Source organism: Kitasatospora sp. NPDC051164, assembly GCF_044455625.1.
In the GTDB taxonomy this organism is placed as follows: Bacteria; Actinomycetota; Actinomycetes; order Streptomycetales; family Streptomycetaceae; genus Kitasatospora.
The window spans coordinates 1-20,229 of sequence record NZ_JBITFB010000045.1 but is presented as its reverse complement, the minus strand read 5'-3'; the positions used below and the strand labels follow the sequence as shown (position 1 = coordinate 20,229).

The 20,229-nt window shown below is 72.2% G+C and carries 19 protein-coding genes; 14 read left to right on the top strand and 5 right to left on the bottom strand.

The features are described 5' to 3' along the window. The first annotated feature begins 231 nt into the window (after positions 1-231). From tilS to folE, 4 genes are all read left to right on the top strand, one after another. Entirely contained in the window at positions 232-1,359 is a 1,128-nt protein-coding gene (tilS, locus tag ACIBEC_RS41795) for a tRNA lysidine(34) synthetase TilS (protein WP_360506815.1), read from the top strand. Positions 1,360-1,430: 71 nt separating this feature from the next. After that, positions 1,431-1,985 carry a hypoxanthine phosphoribosyltransferase gene (gene hpt / locus ACIBEC_RS41790; protein ID WP_030059589.1) on the top strand — a complete coding sequence of 185 codons (555 nt, stop codon included), beginning with the start codon at positions 1,431-1,433 and terminating at the stop codon, positions 1,983-1,985. A 228-nt stretch (positions 1,986-2,213) separates the two neighbouring features. Continuing rightward, entirely contained in the window at positions 2,214-4,274 is a 2,061-nt protein-coding gene (gene ftsH / locus ACIBEC_RS41785) for an ATP-dependent zinc metalloprotease FtsH (protein ID WP_360506812.1), read from the top strand. Between the two features lie 111 nt (positions 4,275-4,385). Further along, positions 4,386-4,991, top strand: a complete 606-nt coding sequence (gene folE, locus ACIBEC_RS41780) for a GTP cyclohydrolase I FolE (protein WP_360506809.1) — start codon at positions 4,386-4,388, stop codon at positions 4,989-4,991. 57 nt (positions 4,992-5,048) lie between these two features. Here the strand turns inward: folE and ACIBEC_RS41775 are convergent, their stop codons facing one another. Further along, a complete protein-coding gene (locus ACIBEC_RS41775) occupies positions 5,049-5,837 on the bottom strand; it encodes a ferritin-like domain-containing protein (RefSeq protein WP_360506806.1) in 789 nt (262 codons plus the stop codon). A 118-nt stretch (positions 5,838-5,955) separates the two neighbouring features. Then, a complete protein-coding gene (locus ACIBEC_RS41770; protein ID WP_360506803.1) occupies positions 5,956-7,110 on the bottom strand; it encodes an alpha/beta hydrolase-fold protein in 1,155 nt (384 codons plus the stop codon). A 378-nt stretch (positions 7,111-7,488) separates the two neighbouring features. Here ACIBEC_RS41770 and ACIBEC_RS41765 point away from each other — a divergent pair, with 378 nt between their 5' ends. From ACIBEC_RS41765 to ACIBEC_RS41735, 7 genes are all read left to right on the top strand, one after another. Beyond that, positions 7,489-9,330, top strand: coding sequence for a phosphatidylglycerol lysyltransferase domain-containing protein (locus ACIBEC_RS41765; protein ID WP_360506800.1), 1,842 nt, complete (start codon positions 7,489-7,491; stop codon positions 9,328-9,330). A 99-nt stretch (positions 9,331-9,429) separates the two neighbouring features. Continuing rightward, positions 9,430-10,311 carry a dihydropteroate synthase gene (folP, locus tag ACIBEC_RS41760; RefSeq protein ID WP_360506797.1) on the top strand — a complete coding sequence of 294 codons (882 nt, stop codon included), beginning with the start codon at positions 9,430-9,432 and terminating at the stop codon, positions 10,309-10,311. Between the two features lie 28 nt (positions 10,312-10,339). Next, positions 10,340-10,819, top strand: a complete 480-nt coding sequence (locus ACIBEC_RS41755; RefSeq protein ID WP_360506794.1) for a nuclear transport factor 2 family protein — start codon at positions 10,340-10,342, stop codon at positions 10,817-10,819. A 247-nt stretch (positions 10,820-11,066) separates the two neighbouring features. Beyond that, the gene (folB, locus tag ACIBEC_RS41750) at positions 11,067-11,426 is read left to right on the top strand and encodes a dihydroneopterin aldolase (protein WP_030059580.1); all 360 of its coding nucleotides are present in this window, start codon (positions 11,067-11,069) and stop codon (positions 11,424-11,426) included. Positions 11,427-11,466: 40 nt separating this feature from the next. After that, positions 11,467-12,066 (top strand): 2-amino-4-hydroxy-6-hydroxymethyldihydropteridine diphosphokinase, encoded by a 600-nt coding sequence (folK, locus tag ACIBEC_RS41745; protein ID WP_360506791.1) that lies wholly within the window; start codon positions 11,467-11,469, stop codon positions 12,064-12,066. Between the two features lie 341 nt (positions 12,067-12,407). After that, the gene (locus ACIBEC_RS41740; protein WP_360506788.1) at positions 12,408-12,896 is read left to right on the top strand and encodes a DUF3180 domain-containing protein; all 489 of its coding nucleotides are present in this window, start codon (positions 12,408-12,410) and stop codon (positions 12,894-12,896) included. Positions 12,897-13,018: 122 nt separating this feature from the next. Further along, positions 13,019-14,200 carry a hypothetical protein gene (locus ACIBEC_RS41735; RefSeq protein WP_360506785.1) on the top strand — a complete coding sequence of 394 codons (1,182 nt, stop codon included), beginning with the start codon at positions 13,019-13,021 and terminating at the stop codon, positions 14,198-14,200. A gap of 116 nt (positions 14,201-14,316) precedes the next feature. Here ACIBEC_RS41735 and ACIBEC_RS41730 read toward each other — a convergent pair whose 3' ends face one another. Together ACIBEC_RS41730 and ACIBEC_RS41725 are read right to left on the bottom strand one after the other, a co-directional pair. Then, positions 14,317-14,892: a TerD family protein gene (locus ACIBEC_RS41730; RefSeq protein WP_360506782.1), complete on the bottom strand. Its 576-nt coding sequence runs from the start codon at positions 14,890-14,892 to the stop codon at positions 14,317-14,319. Between the two features lie 145 nt (positions 14,893-15,037). Beyond that, positions 15,038-15,535, bottom strand: a complete 498-nt coding sequence (locus tag ACIBEC_RS41725) for a hypothetical protein (protein ID WP_396290297.1) — start codon at positions 15,533-15,535, stop codon at positions 15,038-15,040. Positions 15,536-15,673: 138 nt separating this feature from the next. Here ACIBEC_RS41725 and arfB point away from each other — a divergent pair, with 138 nt between their 5' ends. After that, on the top strand, positions 15,674-16,108 hold the full coding sequence (arfB, locus tag ACIBEC_RS41720; RefSeq protein ID WP_360506777.1) for an alternative ribosome rescue aminoacyl-tRNA hydrolase ArfB: 435 nt from the start codon (positions 15,674-15,676) through the stop codon (positions 16,106-16,108). 53 nt (positions 16,109-16,161) lie between these two features. Here arfB and ACIBEC_RS41715 read toward each other — a convergent pair whose 3' ends face one another. After that, positions 16,162-16,689, bottom strand: a complete 528-nt coding sequence (locus ACIBEC_RS41715; protein WP_360506774.1) for a flavin reductase family protein — start codon at positions 16,687-16,689, stop codon at positions 16,162-16,164. Positions 16,690-17,060: 371 nt separating this feature from the next. On the opposite strand from ACIBEC_RS41715, the gene ACIBEC_RS41710 reads away from it, so the two are divergent. Then, positions 17,061-18,851 (top strand): diguanylate cyclase domain-containing protein, encoded by a 1,791-nt coding sequence (locus tag ACIBEC_RS41710; protein WP_360506772.1) that lies wholly within the window; start codon positions 17,061-17,063, stop codon positions 18,849-18,851. Between the two features lie 172 nt (positions 18,852-19,023). Next, entirely contained in the window at positions 19,024-20,025 is a 1,002-nt protein-coding gene (locus ACIBEC_RS41705; RefSeq protein ID WP_360506770.1) for a hypothetical protein, read from the top strand. Positions 20,026-20,229: the final 204 nt, after the last annotated feature.

Below are 20,229 nucleotides of genomic sequence, written 5' to 3'. Positions count from 1 at the left end.
GGCGGTCAAACCCGCTCGTACGAGTGGTCCAATCGGGCAAATGGCGAGTGAAGAAGCGTTTCTTCATTCACCCGAACGTGGGACGGTGGTCGTACCGGTGGCGCGGGTGGCGTAGCGGGTCGCTCCTTTCTGCCACCATCTGTGAGCGCCCGGTAACAGGGCGATCACAGATGGTGTGCGGTTCCCGCCGCCCGCCGCAGTCCTGTCCCCCCTGTCGAGGAGTCGTCCGCCGTGGGCCCTCACCCCGCCGTCGCCGCGATACGCCTGGCCGTTCGCCGCACGCTCTCCGACCTCGCCGCCGAGGCCGGTTCCACCTTCACCGCGCCGGTGCGCCAGCCCCGCGAGCGCCCCGCCGGTGCGCCGCTGGTGGGTGCCGCCGTCGGCACCACCCTGATCGGCAATGCCGCGCGCCACCCGTCCGGACTGCCCCGCACCCCGGCCGCGCCCGGTTCGCCGCTGGTCCTGGTCGCCGTCAGCGGCGGCGCGGACTCGATGGCGCTGGCCATCGCCGCCGCCTTCGAGGCCCCCAAGATCGGCCTGCGGGTCGGCGCGGTCACCGTCGACCACGGCCTGCAGCCCGGCTCCGCCGAGCGCGCCGACCAGGTGGCCGACCGGCTGCGCTCGCTCGGCCTAGACCCGGTCGAGGCGGTCCCGGTGCGCGTCGGCCGCGCCGGCGGCCCGGAGGCGGCCGCCCGGGACGCCCGCTACGCGGCCCTGGACGAGGCCGCCGAGCGCCACGGCGCCATCGCCGTGTTGCTCGGCCACACCCGGGACGACCAGGCCGAGACCGTGCTGCTGGGCCTGGCCCGCGGTTCGGGCGCCCGTTCGCTGGCCGGGATGCCGGCCCAGAAGGGCCGCTACCGCCGTCCGCTGCTGGAACTGGACCGGGCTGCCACCCGACAGGCCTGTTCCGCCCAGTCGATCCCGGTCTGGGACGACCCGCACAACTGTGATCCCGCCTACACCCGCTCCCGGGTCCGCCACGAGGTGCTGCCGGTGCTGGAGAAGCACCTGGGCGGCGGCGTGGTCGAGGCGCTGGCCCGTACCGCCCGGCTGTTCCGCGACGACGCCGACGCCCTCGACCAGTGGGCCTCTTTGGCGGAACGCGACCTCCGTACGGGCGAGGGCGCCCTGGACGCCGTGAAACTGGCCGAACTGCCGTCGGCCGTGCGCCGTCGGGTGCTGCGCCGGGCCGCGCTGCGCGCGGGCTGTCCGGCCGGGGACCTGTTCGCCCGGCACCTTGAGACGATCGACCTGCTGGTCACCGGATGGCGCGGCCAGGGGCCGCTGCACCTACCCGGGGGCGTCGAGGCCACCCGCAGGTGTGGCACGCTGGTCTTTCGGCGGCAGGGCGACTGACGGGCTGGGCATGCCTCGGGGCAGCCGGCCGCCGGCCACACAGACCCCGAACGTTTGAGGACGTATCCCCGGTGGACCAGAACGACATGGGCGCTGACCTCGCGAAGGTGCTCATCAGCAAGGACGAGATCGATGCCAAGCTCCTCGAGCTGGCAGAGCGTATCGACCGGGACTACGCAGGCAAGGATCTGCTGATCGTCGGCGTCCTCAAGGGTGCCGTGATGGTCATGGCCGACCTGGCCCGGGCCCTGCACTCGCAGGTCACCATGGACTGGATGGCCGTCTCGTCCTACGGGATGGGCACCAAGTCCTCCGGCGTGGTGCGGATCCTGAAGGACCTGGACACCGACATCGCCGGCCGTGACGTCCTGATCGTCGAGGACATCATCGACTCCGGCCTGACGCTGTCCTGGCTGCTGGGCAACCTGGGTTCGCGCGGCCCGGCCTCGCTCGAGGTCTGCACCCTGCTGCGCAAGCCGGACGCGGCCAAGGTCGAGATCGACGTGAAGTACGTCGGCTTCGACATTCCCAACGAGTTCGTGGTCGGCTACGGCCTGGACTACGCGGAGAAGCTGCGTAACCTCCCCTTCATCGGCACCCTCGCTCCGCACGTCTACGGCGGCTGAGAGCGCCGTTCGGGCTATGGGCGGGAACAGTAGGCCGTTCCCGCCCGTTGGACCGGGGGGACAAAGAACAACAGCCGTGTCGCCGTGCTCCCGCCATGGGTGGGTCCGACTGCGGTACGGTCCATTAAACCGCTCTTCACATGAGCACCAATTCGGATGCGCCGGCGGCCCACAGCCACGCGGCGCCGTTGAGTGGCAGGAGGGACGGGGCGGCAACGCCCCGCATGGATGGACGTCAAGCGATACTTCCGTGCGCCGATCATGTGGATCGTGCTGGCCGTCCTCGCCGTCATCGTGTTGATGCAGGTCGTTTCGGACTCGAACGGCTACAAGACGGTGGACACCGGTCAGGTCGTCGCAGCGATCGACGCGCACAACGTCAAGTCGGCGCAGATCACCACCGGTGACTCGAACACGATCAAGATCCAGCTGAAGGACGGCGCAACGCTGCCCAACGCCGGTACGGGCAAGACCCCGTCCGGTACCAAGTTCCAGGCCTCGTACATCGGCGACCAGGGTGTCGCGATCGCCGACAAGCTGCAGGCCCAGATCAACGACAAGGACTCGAGCACGCTCGCCGAGGGCTACACCGTCAGCCCGGAGAAGCAGAGCACCTTCGTCAGCCTGCTGCTGTCGATGCTGCCGATCGTGATCATCGTCCTGGTCTTCCTGTTCCTGATGAACCAGATGCAGGGCGGCGGCTCCCGCGTCATGCAGTTCGGCAAGTCCAAGGCCAAGCTGCTCACCAAGGACACCCCGAAGACCACCTTCTCCGACGTCGCGGGCGCCGACGAGGCGGTCGAGGAGCTCCACGAGATCAAGGAGTTCCTGCAGGAGCCGGCCAAGTTCCAGGCCGTCGGCGCCAAGATCCCCAAGGGTGTGCTGCTCTACGGCCCGCCCGGTACCGGCAAGACCCTGCTGGCGCGTGCCGTCGCGGGCGAGGCCGGGGTGCCGTTCTACTCCATCTCCGGCTCGGACTTCGTCGAGATGTTCGTGGGTGTCGGCGCCAGCCGCGTCCGCGACCTCTTCGAGCAGGCCAAGGCGAACGCCCCGGCGATCGTCTTCGTCGACGAGATCGACGCCGTCGGCCGGCACCGCGGTGCGGGCCTCGGCGGCGGCCACGACGAGCGCGAGCAGACCCTCAACCAGCTGCTGGTCGAGATGGACGGCTTCGACGTCAAGGGCGGCGTGATCCTGATCGCTGCGACCAACCGCCCCGACATCCTGGACCCGGCGCTGCTGCGCCCGGGCCGCTTCGACCGCCAGATCGCGGTGGAGCGTCCCGACCTCCAGGGCCGGCTGGACATCCTCAAGGTGCACCAGAAGGGCAAGCCGATCGCGCCCGACGTCGACCTGTCGGCCGTCGCCAAGCGCACCCCCGGCTTCACCGGCGCCGACCTGTCGAACGTCCTCAACGAGGCGGCGCTGCTGACCGCCCGCTCGGACAAGAAGCTGATCGACAACAACATCCTGGACGAGGCGATCGACCGCGTCGTGGCGGGTCCGCAGAAGCGCACGCGGATCATGTCCGACAAGGAGAAGAAGATCACCGCGTACCACGAGGGCGGTCACGCCCTGGTCGCGGCGGCCTGCCAGTACAGCGACCCGGTGCACAAGATCACCATCCTGTCCCGCGGCCGGGCCCTCGGCTACACCATGGTGCTGCCGGAGGAGGACAAGTACTCCACCACCCGCAACGAGATGCTCGACCAGCTGGCCTACATGCTGGGCGGGCGCGCGGCGGAGGAGCTGGTCTTCCACGACCCGACCACCGGCGCCTCGAACGACATCGAGAAGGCCACCGCCACGGCGCGGGCCATGGTCACCCAGTACGGCATGACCGAGCGTCTGGGCGCGATCAAGTTCGGCTCCGACAACGCGGAGCCGTTCCTGGGCCGTGAGATGGGCCACCAGCGCGACTACTCGGAAGAGGTCGCCGCGCTGGTCGACGAAGAGGTCAAGAAGCTCATCGAGAGCGCGCACAACGAGGCCTGGGAGATCCTGGTCGAGAACCGCGACGTGCTCGACAACCTGGTGCTGGAGCTCCTCGAGAAGGAGACCCTGAACAAGGAGCAGATCGCCGAGATCTTCGCGCCGATCGTCAAGCGCCCGGCCCGGCCGGCCTGGACGGGTTCCACCCGCCGCACGCCGTCCACCCGGCCGCCGGTGCAGTCCCCGAAGGAGCTGGCGCTCACCAACGGTGCCGCCGCCGCCGTGGGGGACACCGCTCCGGTGGACGTCGTGAAGCTTCCGCCGCTGCCGGCCGCCGAGCCGTCGGCCGAGAGCTGATCCCGGTCCCGTAGGGAAGGGAATGGATGCCGCGTCACCAGGGTTTGTACCCTGGAGGCGCGGCATCCGTGCTGTTCAGCCAGAGTCTTCCCATATGTAAGCGAGGCCCGCATGATCGACCCGGTGACGCTCGACGGTCCGCCCGCCGTCGGGACCTTCGACCAGAAGCGGGCCGAGAACGCCATCCGCGAGCTGCTGCTGGCCGTGGGGGAGGACCCGGACCGCGAAGGCCTGCTGGAGACCCCGGCCCGGGTGGCGCGTGCCTACAAGGAGATATTCGCGGGCCTCTGGCAGGAGCCCGAGGACGTCCTTACCACCACCTTCGACCTCGGCCACGACGAGATGGTGCTGGTCAAGGACATCGAGCTGACCTCGGTCTGCGAGCACCACCTGGTGCCGTTCCGCGGTGTGGCGCACGTCGGGTACATCCCGTCCCCGAGCGGCAAGATCACCGGGCTGTCCAAGCTCGCTCGGCTGGTCGACGTCTACGCCCGCCGGCCGCAGGTGCAGGAACGGTTGACCAGCCAGGTGGCCGACGCGCTGATGCGGATCCTGGAGCCGCGCGGGGCGATCGTGGTGATCGAGTGCGAGCACATGTGCATGTCGATGCGCGGCATCCGCAAGCCCGGCGCCAAGACCATCACCTCGTGCGTGCGCGGCCAGCTGCGCGACCCGGCCACCCGGGCCGAGGCGATGAGCCTCATCATCGGTCGATAGGGGCATCTGTCGATAGGGCCATCGGCCGGCAGGGGCATCGGTCGGTAGCGAAACGACTCAGGGCACCTCGTGCTCCGCGTGCTGCGGAGCCGGGGTGCCCAGTGCGTTGCGGCGCTCGGGCATCCGTAGCGTGACCATCCGGCGCCAGCCGTAGGCGCGGTCGTACAGGTAGAGCGCGTGCACCCCGAGGGTGACCAGGGCCAGCTGCCAGCGCGGCCAGCGCAGGATCCGGGCCATCCGGGCGGTGACCGCGAGGCCGACGTCCCGGTGGGTGCGGATCTCGCCCCGGGCGCTGGTCTCCAGGGTGTGCCGGATGTACGGGCCGTGGCCCTCGGCCCGCAGCCGCAGCAGCTCCTCGTGGCAGTACGCGAGGTGGTTGTCCTCGTCGGCGGAGATCATCCGCATCGCCCGGCCGAGCTCGGGGTTGTCCCCGTACACCTTGACCAGCTGGCGCATCTGCTCGGCGGCGCGCTGCTCGGTGACCCGGCTGTGCGCGAGGTAGGTGATGATCTCGCGGTCGGTCAGCGGGACGTCGCTGTTCAGCCGTTCGTGGGAGAGGCCGATGCCCTGGCGCTCCAGCAGCATGCAGTAGTCGGCCTCCTCTGGGACCGCCACCTTGGGCAGGCCGCGCTTGGTCAGCAGCCGGGTGAAGATCCGGCCGTGCTTGCGCTCGTCGGCGCCGTGCCGGGCGACCTTCGGGGCGAGGACCGGATCCCGGGTGAGCGCGGTGATCCGCTCGTTCTCCCAGCCGCCCTGGTCCTCGCCGCCGGCCGCGATACTGCAGAACAGCTGGTACGCCTGGTCGTTCCGGTAGATCTCGTTGAAGAGCGAGCGGGTGCTCAGCACGGCGCCTCCTGTGCGGATCCGGGGCGGCGCCCGCCGGGAGCGGCGGGCGGACGGCCGCGATACGTTCCCCCGAGCCGCGGGCCGACCGGGCCGACCGGCGGGTAATCACTCCCACGCGTTAGCCGAGGTGCGTGCCCAGCCATTCGAGCGAGGCCGGCAGCTCCTTGATCCAGCTGTCGACGTTGTGCCCGCCGTCGTCCAGGTAGAGCGACTCGACCTTGAACTGCGGGTTGGCCGCCGCGACCTGGGTGGCCTGGTCGACGAACTGGACGGTCTGCGGATAGTCCGACTCCTTGCGGGTGGAGACGACCAGCAGGTTGAGCGTCGGCACCGGCAGGTTCTGCAGCCGCCAGCCGAGGTCGTGCTGCTGGGTCAGCGCCTTGTCGCCGTTGAAGAGGTCGCCGCCGGTGTAGCCGTCCTGGCGCACGGTGAAGTCGCCGTGCAGGCTGGTCGCGCTGCCGAAGACGTTCGGGAAGCGCATCGCCAGGCGCAGCGCGCAGCTGCCCCCGGTGGAGTAGCCGAAGGTGGCCCAGGAGCCGGCCGTGCGGCCGACCCGGTAGGTGCCGAGGACGGCCTCGGGCACGTCCTTGGCGAACCAGGACTCGGTGCGCGGCCCGCCGGGGACGTCCACGCACTCGGTGTCCCGGGACGGGACCACCCCCGGGCGGACCATCACCAGGACGGTCGGCGGCATCTTGCCGGAGCGCTGCAGCTCGTACGCGGTCTGGGGGAGGGACAGGTCCTTGACCAGGTTCAGCGCCGTGCCCGGGTAGCCGGCGATGGCCAGCAGGACGGGGAAGCGGACCAGGGCGAACTTCGGGTCGAAGTACTCGGGCGGCAGGTAGACGAACATCTGGTCGGAGAAACCCGTCTCCTTGCCGCTGACCTGGACCGACTCGATCTTGCCGACCTCCTCGGGCGTGCCCTTCGGCAGGTTGGTGACGGTCTCCAGGCCGCCCTCGTTGGTGGGCTGGATCAGCGCGTCGGCGACCGGGGTGCCGCCCTGGTGGTTCTCGTTACTGGTCAGCGCGAGCTTGGCGCCGCTGTGGCCGAGCAGGTCGTTCCAGGACGTGTAGAACCCGAAGGAGTTGTTCACCGACAGCGCGAGCACGGCCACGATCGAGGCTTGAACGACTGTCAGCAGGCCGAGCCGGCCGAGCACCGGAAGCGGGCGCTGCCGTGCCAGCCGGGGCCAGATCCACAGGGTGGTGACCAGGGCCGCTGCGCCGAGTGCGAGCAGCGAGTTCACCAGCGCGTCGCTGGTCAGTTCCATGTGGTCGGCCTTCCGGTGGGACACTGTCGGGCAGGCTTCATCGTCTGGCGGTCCGTCAGGTCGGGCCACCGCAGCTAGGCTGTCCGGACGCCCGGGCCGGAGCCGGAAGGGCGGGGGGAGTCGCAGGCAACCGGCGCCCTAGAATGCGGCGTCCACCGTACGTATCGCGTCCCGGAGGGTCCTGCCGTGCCACGCTGCGGCGGCCCCCCGGCTCCCACCGCCGGCTCAACCCGCAGCGCGTCCACGGCCCCGGTTTACCGACCGTTTCCGGGTCCTTGGTATGCGCATTGCCTGATGAAGGAATAGGCATGAAGGTCCATCACGCGTCCTCCCCCGGAGGGACCGGACACCGCCCCGCAGCCTCTACGCTGAGCTTCCATGAGCGTTCCCGTGTCCGTTGAGCCGAGCCCCGAGCAGCCGCCGCGCCGTCGCCGTGGCCTGCAGACGCTGCGTTCCCAGGCGGCCGCTGTTCCGAGGGCCTGGCTCCCGGGGGCGGTCGGCTACGCCTGTCTGCTGATCGGGCTGGTCAACATCGCCAGCGCGGTGTTCCCCAAGCTCAGGCACACCAAGATGCACTCCTTCGCCGGGCAGCTGCCGGGCGGCACCACCAGCCTGGCCGCGGTCGGCACGCTGATGGTCGGCATCCTGCTGGTGCCGCTCGCCCACGCGCTGCGCCGGCGCAAGCGGCGGGCCTGGCGGGTGGTCTGCGTGCTGCTGCCGCTCAGCGCCGCGCTGCACATCGTGCGCTGGCACCAGGTCGGCCCGGCGGTCGTCTCGCTGGTCGTCCTCGCCGTGATGCTGGTCCACCAGCGCGAGTTCTACGCCAAGGCCGACCCGCGCACCCGCTGGCGGGCGGTGGTCAACCTGGTCGTCATGGGCGTCCTCAGCGTGCTGCTCGGCCTGCTGATCGTGAGCACCCGGACCAAGTACGAGATCGGCCACCCGGGCCTGATCGAGCGCCTTCAGCACGTCGGGTACGGGCTGTTCGGCTTCGAGGGCCCGATCCGCTACACCAACATCCGGATGTCCGACCTGGTCGCCTACCTGCTCGGCGGGCTCGGGCTGCTGACCGCCTTCACCACGGCCTACCTGGCGCTGCGCCCGGGCAAGCCGAAGCCCGAGCTCACCGCGGAGGACGAGGAGAAGGTCCGCGAGCTGCTGGCGCGGCACGGCGAGCGCGACTCGCTCGGCTACTTCGCGCTGCGCCGCGACAAGAGCGTGCTGTTCTCCCCCACCGGCAAGGCCGCGATCTCCTACCGGGTGGTCTCCGGCGTGATGCTCGCCTCCGGCGACCCGGTCGGCGACGTCGAGGCCTGGCCGGGCGCGATCAAGGTGTTCATGGCCGAGGCCCGCGAGCACGCCTGGGTGCCCGCCGTGATGGGCTGCAGCGAGGTCGGCGGCGAGGTCTGGACCCGCGAGGCGGGCCTGGACGCGCTGGAGCTGGGCGACGAGGCGATCGTCGACACCGCCACCTTCTCGCTCGCCGGCCGGGCCATGCGCAACGTCCGCCAGATGGTCAAGCGCATCGAGCGCAACGGCTACTCCTGCAAGGTGCGCCGGGTCTCCGACCTCACCGCGGAGGAGAAGTACCGGATCGCCGACGCCGCCGCCCGCTGGCGCGGCACGGACACCGAGCGCGGCTTCTCGATGGCGCTGGGCCGCTTCGGCGACCCGCTGGACGACGACTGCGTGGTGGTCACCGCCCACAAGGACCCCGAGGAGGGCGAGAGCGGCGACGACCTGAAGGCCGTGCTGCACTTCGTGCCCTGGGGGCCGGACGGCATCTCGCTGGAGCTGATGCGCCGCGACCGCGCCGCCGACCCGGGCCTGAACGAGCTGCTGATCGTCGCCGCGCTGCAGGCGGTGCCCGCGATGGGCGTCCGCCGCGTGTCGCTCAACTTCGCGATGTTCCGCTCGGCGCTGGCCCGCGGCGAGCGGATCGGCGCCGGCCCGGTGCTGCGCGCCTGGCGCGGACTGCTGGTGTTCCTGTCGCGCTGGTTCCAGATCGAGTCGCTGTACAAGTTCAACGCCAAGTTCCAGCCCGAGTGGGAGCCGCGCTTCCTGGTCTTCCCGAACACCCGGGACCTGCCGCGGATCGGCTTCGCAGCGATGCAGGCGGAGGCCTTCATCACCCTCGGCATGCCGCGCTTCGGCCGCAAGCGCCAGCGCGAGGGCCTGATGCCGGTCCCGTCGACCCGCGGGGTCACCGAGGCCGCCTGAGGCACCACGCAGGCCGCCTGAGGGCGCCGAGACCGCCGCACGAGGCCCCCGCCGGGAATCCCCGGCGGGGGCCTCGTGCGACAACGGCCCTGTTCGATAATGGGGGGCATGAGCAATTCGCCGTCCTTCTCGCTTCCGGCCGGTCTGCCGCGACTCGAGCGCTGCGCCGTGATGGGCGTGATCAACGTCACGCCCGACTCCTTCTCGGACGGCGGGCTCTGGCACGACCCCGCCAAGGCGATCGCCCACGGGCTCGCCCTGCGGGCCCGCGGCGCGGACCTGGTGGACGTCGGCGGAGAGTCCACCCGGCCGGGCTCGCAGCGGGTGCCCGAGGAGGAGGAGCTGCGCCGGGTGATCCCGGTGGTGCGCGAGCTCGCCGACGCCGGGGTGATGGTCTCCGTCGACACCATGCGCGCCTCGGTCGCCGAGCGGGCCGTCGAGGCCGGTGCCGCGATCGTCAACGACGTCTCCGGCGGGCTGGCCGACCCGGCGATGGCCCGGGTGGTCGCCGAGACCGGCGCGCCCTTCGTGGTGATGCACTGGCGCGGGCAGTCCGCCGACATGAACCGGCTGGCCGTCTACGGCGACGTGGTGCGGGACGTGGTCGCCGAGCTGGCCGGCCGGGTGGACGCGCTGCTGGCGGCCGGGGTCAAGGAGGACCAGCTGATCCTCGACCCGGGGCTCGGCTTCGCCAAGACCGCCGAGCACAACTGGGCGCTGCTCGGCCGGCTCGACGCGCTCACCGCGCTCGGCCGTCCCGTCCTCGTGGCCGCTTCGCGCAAGCGGTTCCTGGGTACGCTGCTCGCCGACCCGGCAACCGGGGAACTGCGCCCGGCCCGGGAGCGCGACGACGCGACGGCCGCGGTGTCGGTGCTGTCGGCCCAGGCCGGAGCCTGGGCGGTGCGGGTGCACGACGTGTCCGGCACGGCGGACGCCGTCCGGGTGGTCGCGGCCTGGCAGCGCGCGGCGCGGCTGGGGTGAGGGAGGGTCTGTGACAGGTGACGGCAGGTTGAGCGGCGGAACGGCCGGGCGGGCCCGCGAGGCGGACCTGGAGGCCGTGCTGGCGGCGAACCGAAGGCTCTACGAGGCGCTGGAACGGGGGGACCTGGAGGCGGTCGAGGAGGCCTGGCTGGGCGCCGCGGATGCCGACGACAAGGGCGGGGTGGTCTGTGTGCACCCCGGCTGGCCGGTGCTGCGCGGCCGGGCGCAGGTGACCCGTTCGTACATGTTGATCATGATGAACACGGAGTACATCCAGTTCTTCCTGACCGATGTCGAGGCCGAGGTCCACGGTGATGTGGCCCTTGTCACGTGCACCGAGAACATTCTGTCCGGCGGCGAGGCGGAGGAGGAGGGCGAGCTCGGACCGCTGGTCGGCGGAAAGGTCGTGTCGACGAATCTGTTCCGCCGTACCCCGGCCGGGTGGAAGCTCTGGTCGCACCACGGTTCACCCGTTCTGACCAGCGGTGACGAGGACGACGAGGACTGATTCCGGCGGCTGCGGAAATGTCGTGGCGGGACACCGCCCGGGAATTCCCGAGCGGTCACCGAACGTTCACGTCAATCGCCATTCCGGTGCGCGTGGCGTCGTTTCGCGCCGGGTAGGACGGTCAGGCGTTGTCCGTGCTCGCGGGTAGATTCGAAACGGAGTGGCGGGCGTGCTGCCTGCCTTCGCCCTGCCTGTCCATGCCTTTCTCCGGGCGGGGCCCGTCCGACTGGGAGCAGTGATTCGTTTGCTGGACCGCGTCACCCTGCGGGGGCTGCGTGCCCGGGGCCACCACGGCGTCTTCGAGCGCGAGCGCGTCGAGGGCCAGACCTTCGTGGTCGACCTCGTGCTGTACCTGGACACCCGCCCCGCCGCGTCCGGAGACGACCTCACCCGCACGGCGCACTACGGCATCGTGGCCGAGGAGGTCACCGCGATCATCGCCGGGGAACCGGTCGACCTGATCGAGACCCTGGCCCAGCGCATCGCCGACCAGTGCCTCAAGCACGAAGCGGTCGAGGAGGTCGAGGTCACCGTGCACAAGCCGGACGCCCCGATCACCGTGCCGTTCGACGACGTGACCGTGACCATCCACCGGGGCCGCGCATGACTGCCGCTGCGCGCCCGGCACTCGATGTAGAGGACTATCGATGAGCACCAGCGACCCGACCGCCACGCCGAACGCGTTCGACCTGGAGAGCCGGGTGGACTCCGCCGACACCACCCTGCACAGCCAGCGCTGCGCGGTGATCGCGCTCGGCAGCAACCTGGGCAACCGGCTGGACACCCTGCAGGGCGCCGTCGACGCGCTCGCCGACACCCCGGGGCTGCGGATCAAGGCCGTCTCGGCGGTCTACGAGACCGAGGCCGTCGGGGGCCCCGAGGAGCAGCCCAACTACTACAACGCGGTCGTCGTGCTACGCACCTCGCTTCCCCCGCGGGACCTGCTGGAGCGCGGCAACGCGATCGAGGACGCCTTCGGGCGGGTGCGGACCGTCCACTGGGGCCCCCGCACCCTGGACGTCGACATCCTGGCCTACGAGGGCGAGCTCAGCGACGACCCCCAGCTGCTGCTGCCGCACCCGCGCTCGCACGAGCGGGCCTTCGTGCTCGCCCCCTGGCTGGACGCGCAGCCGGAGGCCGAGCTGCCCGGGCACGGGCGGGTCGACGCGCTGCTGGCGGGCCTCGGCGGCCCGGACGCGCAGGGCGTCAAGCGCCGCGAGGACATCCGGCTGACGCTGCCGGAGTAGGCCTCGGGGCCACCCGAGCCCGGAGCGTCTCGGAGGCGAGCGGGCGAGTTCCCCGCCCCGAGCCGAAGGGGCGCGCCGGTGTCGAAAGGGAGAAGCGAGGGGGCCCGAGGGACGAGGGCCTTGGAGCGACGACCGTCGGCGCCGGGTCGGAGCGTCTCGGAGGCGAGCGGGCGAGTCGGCGAGCAACAGCGGAACTCGATCGGGGGCCCGGCCGTACCAGTAGGTGTCCGCTGTTCGCGCGGGTGTCCGCCCGGCTGGGCCCGGTACGGTGGCCTGGCGCCGCCGCGTCGGGTCACCGGGCGGGCGGCCGGCTCTGGTACCCCGGGAAGGACCTCCTCCGAGTGAAGCTGCTTCGCCTCCGCCTGCTGATCGGCATCACCGCCGCCACGACGGCACTGTCCTGGGCCGGCTCCAAGCTGTGGGCCTCCCTGGGCACGCTGCCGGCGGTGCCGGGTGCGGCGCCGGTGGTGCTGGCGGCGGTGGCGGTGATCCTGCTGGCGACCGCGCTGTCGCTGCGGTCCCGGCTGAAGGCGGTGCGCGAGCGGCAGCACGGCGCAAAGGGCGTCGACCCGCTGCTCGCGGCCCGGGCGCTCGTGCTGGGGCAGGCCAGTGCCCTGGTCTCCGCGGTGGTCACCGGCATCTACGCGGGCGCCGGGATCTACCTGCTGGGGGAACTGGACGTGTCGGCCCGCAAGGATCAGGCCGTCACGGCCGGGTTCGCGGTGCTGGCGGGGGCCGCGGTGATCGCCGCGGCGCTCTGGGTCCAGCACGTCTGCAAGTTGCCGGAGAACCACGACGGTCCGAGCGGCCCGGCGGCGTCCCACCGTTGAGTAGGGCCTTCCTCGTGATCTTGAGTGAGAATCCGGGCACGTGCGGTAAAAACCGCCCCCTGTCAAGGGCAGAAGGGGACCCTGGGCTGACAGGGCCCCAATTCGCACGCTAGTTTCTTGGCATGTCTCGCGGACGCCACCGTCATTCCTCGGTCCTCGGCCGGGTCTTTCCCCCCACCGCCGCCGGCGTACTGCTGGTAGCCGCTCTGGCTGCTCTGCTCTTCAGTCAGGACACCATCCTGGTGCGCTCGGTGGGCATCGCGGCGCTGATCGCGACGCTCGGCTTCGCGCTGCTGCTGCGCCAGCGGGACAAGGCGGCCCGGGCGGCCGCCGAGATGTCCGCGGCGCAGCGGATGCGGGCCGAGGAGCGGTTCGAGGAGCAGCTGGCAGAGGCCGAGTACGCGGCGGAGGTCGCCGAGGAGCGGGCCACCCGGTTCGGGCGGCGGCTGACAGCGGAGAAGTCGCGGCTGGCGAAGGCCGAGACCGAGATCGCCCGGCTGCTGCGGGAGCGGGCCGTCACGGTGGCCGAGCAGGCGCTCAAGGAGGCCGAGGCGGCCCAGCGGGCCCTCGCCGCGAGCCGTCCCAAGTATCCGGCCAGTCCGGCCGCGTACGTGCGGGCGGCGGCCGTGCTGCGGCTGCTGGAGCGCCGTGCGGCGGAGCAGGAGGCACGGCGGGCGCGTACGGCGGGCGCGGCGGTCGCGCTGCGGGCGCGTACCGCCCCGGCCGCCCAGGCCGCGCCGGCGCCCGTGCCGGTGGCCGTGCCCGCCCCGGTGGCGCCCGCGGTGCCCGCGCCGGCCCCGGCGCCGGAGGCCCGGTCCGCGGAGGCCCAGCCGCCGGTGCGGCCCGCCCCGGTGCGCCCGGCGCTGACGGCGACGGTCGGTCAGCTCGGCGGGACGCCGGCCGTCCGGGCCGCTGCGCCCGCACCGGCGGAGCGGCAACGGCCGCGGCCGGCGCAGTCCGGGCAGGCGCGCGGGCAGGTGTTCAGCTTCTTCGGGCGCGGCGCGGGTGCGTCGGCCCGCCCGGCGGCCCCGACGGCCCCGGCGCCGGCGGTGGGCAGCGTCGCCGAGCTGGGGGAGCGGACCGACCTGGCGGACGTGGTGGGTGACGAGGCGGTGGCCGCGAAGGCCCGGGCCGAGGCCCTGGCGGCGGAGCCGGCCGTGGCGCGGGACGACGCGCGGGCGCCGCAGCAGGCCGAGCGGCCGCAGCAGAACGTGTCGCAGCAGGGCGCGCCGACCGTGGTGGACCTGACGCCGGAGGACGAGACCGAGCTGATCCAGCTGCCGGAGCTGCGCGCCTCGCGCTGAGACGGGTGGACGAAAGCCGCGGCGCGGGAAGTCGGACGGACCGACTTCCCGCGCCGCGGCGTTGTCAGGGTGCGGCAGATCTGTCAGGGGGGTGCGTCAGATCTGTGCGGGGTGCGTCAGATCTGGACGCCGAAGTCCTGGGCGATGCCCGCCAGGCCGGAGGCGTAGCCCTGGCCGACGGCGCGGAACTTCCACTCGGCGCCGTTGCGGTAGAGCTCGCCGAAGATCATCGCGGTCTCGGTGGCGGCGTCCTCGGAGAGGTCGTAGCGGGCGATCTCGGCGCCGCCGGCGGCGTTCACCACGCGGATGTAGGCGTTGCGGACCTGGCCGAAGCTCTGGCCGCGGGCGGTGCCGTCGTAGATGGTGACCGGGAAGGTGATCTTGACGGCCTCGGCGGGCAGGCCGGCCAGGTTGACGTTGATCGACTCGTCGTCGCCGGCGCCCTCGCCGGTGCGGTTGTCACCGGTGTGCACGACGGTGTTGTCCGGCGTGCTGGTGTTGTTGAAGAAGACGAAGTGGGCGTTGGACAGCACCTTGCCGTCCGCGTCCAGGACGATCGCGCTGGCGTCCAGGTCGAATTCGGCGCCGGTCGTGGTGCGGACGTCCCAGCCCAGGCCGACGGTGACCGCGGACAGGCCGGGGGCCTCCTTGGTCAGCGAGACGTTGCCACCCTTGGAGAGGCTCACTGGCATGGCGATTGCTGTCCCTTCGTTCGCTTGCGCTTTCGCTTTGCGCATTTCCCCGGGACAACGCAATACCGGGGCGGCTTGGTTCCGTAGGGTCAGTGAATTCTTCGTGGGCGCGAATGCCGGGGCAAAGACCGGGCAAAGAGAGGCATCAGATCCGGCGGAACCGGCCCTGCAGCGACCAGACGTTCGGGTTGTCGGCCAGGTCGGGGTGCATGTCGAACAGGTCCGCGAGGGTGTCCTGGAGGAAGTCCCGGGCCTCGCGCCGCAGGTCGCTGTGGCGGATCACGGCCGGCGGCTCGTCCGGCAGCCAGGTCGCGGTGACCTCGACCCAGTTGAAGCGGCGGGCGAAGCGCAGCAGCTCGGTGTTCTGGGTGAAGTCGAGGTCGGCGGTCTGCACCCGGGCGGCCCGGCTGCCGTCCGGGTCGCGGTCCAGCTCCTCGGCGATGTCGCACAGCGCCCAGGCGAAGTCGAGCACCGGTACCCAGCCCCAGGCGGTGGACAGCTCGGCGCCCTCGGCGTCCAGGTAGACGTCGCCGCAGAACAGGTCGTACCGCAGGGCGTGCACGGACGCGGTGCGGTAGTCCGTCTGCGGGGGGTCGGGGAAGCGGTTGGAGAGGGAGTAGCCGAGCTCGATCACGTACGCCATTGTCGGGGGTCCGGGCACGTGGCGGTAACCGGCCCACCCCGCCCCGAGCGGCCCCCGCCCACGTCGGCCGCCCCGTCCCGGAGGCGAGGGGGCGAATAACTGCGTGACCGGGCGGGCCGGGCGCGGGATGATGGGCGCATGCCCGAGCCCATCCGCGTACGGGGGTCGGTGGTCGTCCCCGACACCGAACTCGTCTGGCGCTTCTCGCGTTCCTCCGGCCCCGGTGGCCAGCACGTCAACACCTCCGACTCCAAGGTCGAGCTGCGCTTCGACCTGGCCTCCACCCGGGCGCTGCCCGAGGTGTGGCGCGAGCGTGCCCTGGAGCGGCTGGCCGGGCGGCTGGTGGACGGGCGGGTGCTGGTGGTCCAGGCCTCGGAGTTCCGCTCGCAGTGGCGCAACCGGGAGGCGGCCGCGGCCCGGCTGTCGGCGCTGCTGACCGAGGCGTGTGCGCCGCCGCCGAAGTCCCGGCGGGCGACGAAGCCGAGCCGGGGGATGGTCGAGCGTCGGCTGTCCAACAAGCGTCAGCGCTCCGAGGTGAAGCAGGGCCGCCGGGCGCCGCGGGGCGGCGAGTAGCGCCGCTCCAGGGTGGCGAGTGGCTCCGCCCGGGGTGGCGAGGAGCCGGCAGCTCAGCCCAGGGTGCGGTAGCCGCCGTGGAAGTAGAGCAGCGGACGGCCGCCGGGGTCGGGCACCACGGCCTCCAGGACGCGGCCGAGCAGCAGGGTGTGGTCGCCCGCGGGTATCCGCTGTTCGGTGCGGCACTCGACGGTGGCCAACGCGCCCTCGACCAGCGGGGCGCCGGTGCGCGGGCCGCGGTGGTGCGCGGTGTCCGCGAACAGCAGCCGGTCGCTGAGCCGGCCCTTCATGGCGAAGCGCGAGCCGATCGTCCTCTGTCCCTCGGTCAGTACCGAAACCGCCCAGGTGTCGATCCGGGAGAGCACCTCGTCCATTCGGGAGTCCTCGCGGACCGAGATCAGCACCAGCGGCGGCTCCAGCGACACGGAGAGGAAGGACGTGGCGGTCATGCCGATGTCCTCGCCGTCCTCCGGGTCGTGGACGGTCACCAGGCTCACGCCGGCGGCGAGCTGGGAAAGTGCTGCCCGGAACTCGTCGGGCGTGGCGTGGGGGGCAGCTTCGGGCTGCGGGGACGGGTGCACGTACCGCACGGTAGTCGTCACCCGCGGGAAACGGCATCGGGCCTTGGTCGTAGGACCGGCGACGCACCGGCGGAGTTGCGGCCGCGATCCGGACTCACCCTCAGGAGTGAAGCGGGCGGACCGCCGGATGCAGTCGGCTTCAGTCGGCGGCCGATGCGGTCGACCAGAGGAAATGTTCCGATAGCGCTTGATGTCCAGCTATGGGGCGGATGAACTGATTAAGGGCGCATTAGTGTCGTGTGATTTAAGTCACAAGTGGCGGCCTATTGCTGACCGAGCGTGCCGAACGCTGTGCTCCCTGTGATTCAGTTCTTCTGGCAATCGGACGATAACCAATCAAGAACTATCCGAAGCAGCCGGGGAGCCCCCGCATGGAAGCCGAGTCGGAGCCGTACGTCCGTCTCGCGACCCTCCGCACCTTGCACCGGGTCGTGGCGGACCTCAACGCTGCCCGCAGCCTCGCGGGCACGCTGCAGGCCGTCGTCGAGGGCGCGGTGCACGGGCTCGGCTTCGACGCCGCCGCGGTCAGCCTGGTCCGCCCGGACGGCGACCTCGTGGTGGCGGCCGTCTGGGAGCTGGAGGAGAGCCCGATGGGCGGCCCCTCCGTGCTGCTCGGCCAGGTCGGCTCCCGGGAGTCCTGGGACCGGCTGCTCGGCGTCAGCGACCACTGGGGCACCCTGCGCTTCCTGCCGTACGACCGCGGCTGGGCCGTCGCCAGCGACATCCCGCGCTGGATCGGGGACAGTCCGCTGCCCGTGTACGCCAACGACTGGCACCCCGCCGACGGGCTGCTCGCCCCGATGTACAGCGCCGGCGGCGACCTGCTCGGCGTCCTCTCGGTGGACCGCCCGCGCAGCGGCAAGCGGCCCGGGGCCTGGACCCGCGAGGCCCTGGAGATGTTCTCGCTGCAGGCCTCGATCGCGATCGGCAACGCCCGGCTGCGGGCCGAGATGCAGCGCGCCCTGGCCCGCCTGGAGAAGGAGCAGCAGGCGCTGCGGGCCAGCGAGGAGAGCTTCCGCCAGGCCTTCGAGTACGCGCCCAGCGGGATGGCCATCACCGAACTGCACGGCGCCGGGCGCGGCCAGCTGACCCGGGTCAACGACGCGCTCTGCCGGCTACTCGGCCGCCCCCGCGCGGTGCTGCGCCAGCAGAGCTTCGCCGACCTCGTCCACCCCGACGACCGTGCCCTGCTGGAGCGCACCAGCGCCGAGAGCGGCCGGGCGGAACTGCGGCTGTCCCGGCGCGACGGCGGCTACCAGTGGGTCTGCCTGCGCAACTCGATCGTGGCGGACGCGGCCGAGGGGCCCAGCTTCCTGCTCACCCACGTCGAGGACATCGAGGACCGCAAGCGGCACGAGTTCCAGCTCGCCCACCGGGCCAGCCACGACGCGCTCACCGGCCTGCCCAACGGCGCCGAGCTCAAGGCCCGGCTGGCCCGCCGGCTCTGCTCCCAGCCGCAGCCGGTCGGCGCCGCCGCCGGCCCGGCCGAGGCGGCCTACCCGCCGCCGTACGGCTACCCGGCCGACTCCTACAGCGCGCACGCGGCCCACGACGGGCTGGAGGGCGCGGACCCGTACGCCGCGGCGGTGCACGGCTACGGGCTGCCCGAGGGCGGCCTGCCGCCCGGCCTCGGCCCGGGCTACGGGGAGCACGTGCACGCGGTGGTCCCGGCCGACCACGGGCCGGGCGGCGACGTCTGGTCCGCCCCGTTCCGCTCCGGCGGCGCAGCCGCGTCCGACAAGGGCCTCGCGGTGCTCTTCTGCGACCTGGACGGCTTCAAGTCGATCAACGACCGGTTCGGCCACAACGCGGGCGACGCGGTTCTGGTCGAGGTCGCCCGGCGGCTGAGCCAGGCCGTCCGGGACGGCGACACGGTGGCCCGGCTCGGCGGCGACGAGTTCGTGGTGCTGGCCGACGGCATCGGCCGGGAGGAGGGCAAGGACCTCGCCCACCGGCTGCGCAACGCGATCATCCCGCCGATGCGGATCGACGGGCGGGCGATGCGGGTGGGGGTGAGTCTCGGGATCGGCTGGGCCGGCTGCGGGATGAGCATCGAGGAGGTGCTGCACACCGCCGACGAGCGGATGTACGACGAGAAGCGCGCCCGCGGCGGGGCGGTGCGCGGGGCGCGCGGCGAGCGTTCGCACCGGCGTGCGGGCTGAGACCGCACGCGGTTGGCGCCGGTCGCGCGCGGCCCGGGTGCCGGGTTACCCGCGAGTTGTCAAGGGTTCTTTTCCCGCTGTCAGGTACGGCAGGTAGGGTGCCCGGTACGACAGCGTCCATGATCTGCGCCGCAGCCCGGCGGCGCGCACCCGGATGGGGGAACAGACCACCGTGACGACCGGCAGCAACGGAGTGCCCGAGGGCCAGGGGGGCGGTGCCCCGCAGGACGACGACCCGTTCGGCTACCTCTACCGCCCGGCCGACGGCTCCACCGGGCAGCCGGCCGAGCCGCAGCAGGGGGTTCCCCGGACGTCGTACAACCGCCCGATGGAGGTCGGGCGCGCACAGTACGGCTACGGCTACCCGCCCCGAGCGCAGCAGCAACAGCAGCAGCCGTACGGCCAGCCGGGTATGCCGCAGCAGGGGTACCCGGGCGGTCAGCCGCAGGCCCCGTACGGTCAGCCCGGCGTGCCGCAGCAGCCCGAGTACGGCGCCGCGCCCACCCAGCAGACCCGCTACGCCGAGCACTCCCGGCCGCAGCCGGGGGACGAGCGGCCGAGCAGCGGCCGGAGCAAGGGCGCGGTGATCGGCGCGGTCGCGGTGGTCGCGGCCATCGCGATCGGCGCCGGGATAGCGCTCTCCACGGGCGACCCGGACGGCGACAAGACCGCCAAGGGCGGCACCGCCACCACCGCCCCGCCGGGCCCCACCACCCCGGGGCCGACCGCCTCGACCGCGAGCGGCTCCCCCTCGGCGAGCGCCACCGTCGTCTCCGGCCCGTCGACCGTGGACGCGAGCCAGCTGCAGGGGCAGAACGCGCCGTCCGGCAACAGCGTCAAGGGTGCCAAGTCGGCGGACGGCAACTACCTGACGCTCCAGCAGGGCGGCTCGGTGACCTGGAACGGCGAGGTCGCCACGGCCGGGACGTACAAGCTGACCGTGCGCTACAACAACACCGGTGCGCTCGTGCAGGGCGCGGCCTCGGTGAACGGCAAGGACTGGCCGAGCGGGCTGGGGTACAAGAACTGGGCGCCCGGCAGCAAGGACCCGTCGTCGAACTGGTTCACCACCTGGATACTCCCGCAGTTCCAGGCCGGGGCGAACTCGGTCACCTTCACGGCGCCCTCCGGGCCCATCCTGATCGACCAGATCACCATCGAGCCCAACGGCTGATCCGGCCTTCCGCAGGACACACCACGGCCGCCCGTCCCCGTCGGGGGAGGGCGGCCGTCGGCGTCGCTCAGGCGGGCTTGACGGTGGAGAACCTCTCGCCGCCGAGGATCCAGCGGCCGCGGCGCATCACGGCGACCAGGTCGAGGCTCTCGGAGTCGACCACGACGAGGTCGGCGAGCTTGCCTGCTTCGAGGGTGCCGATGG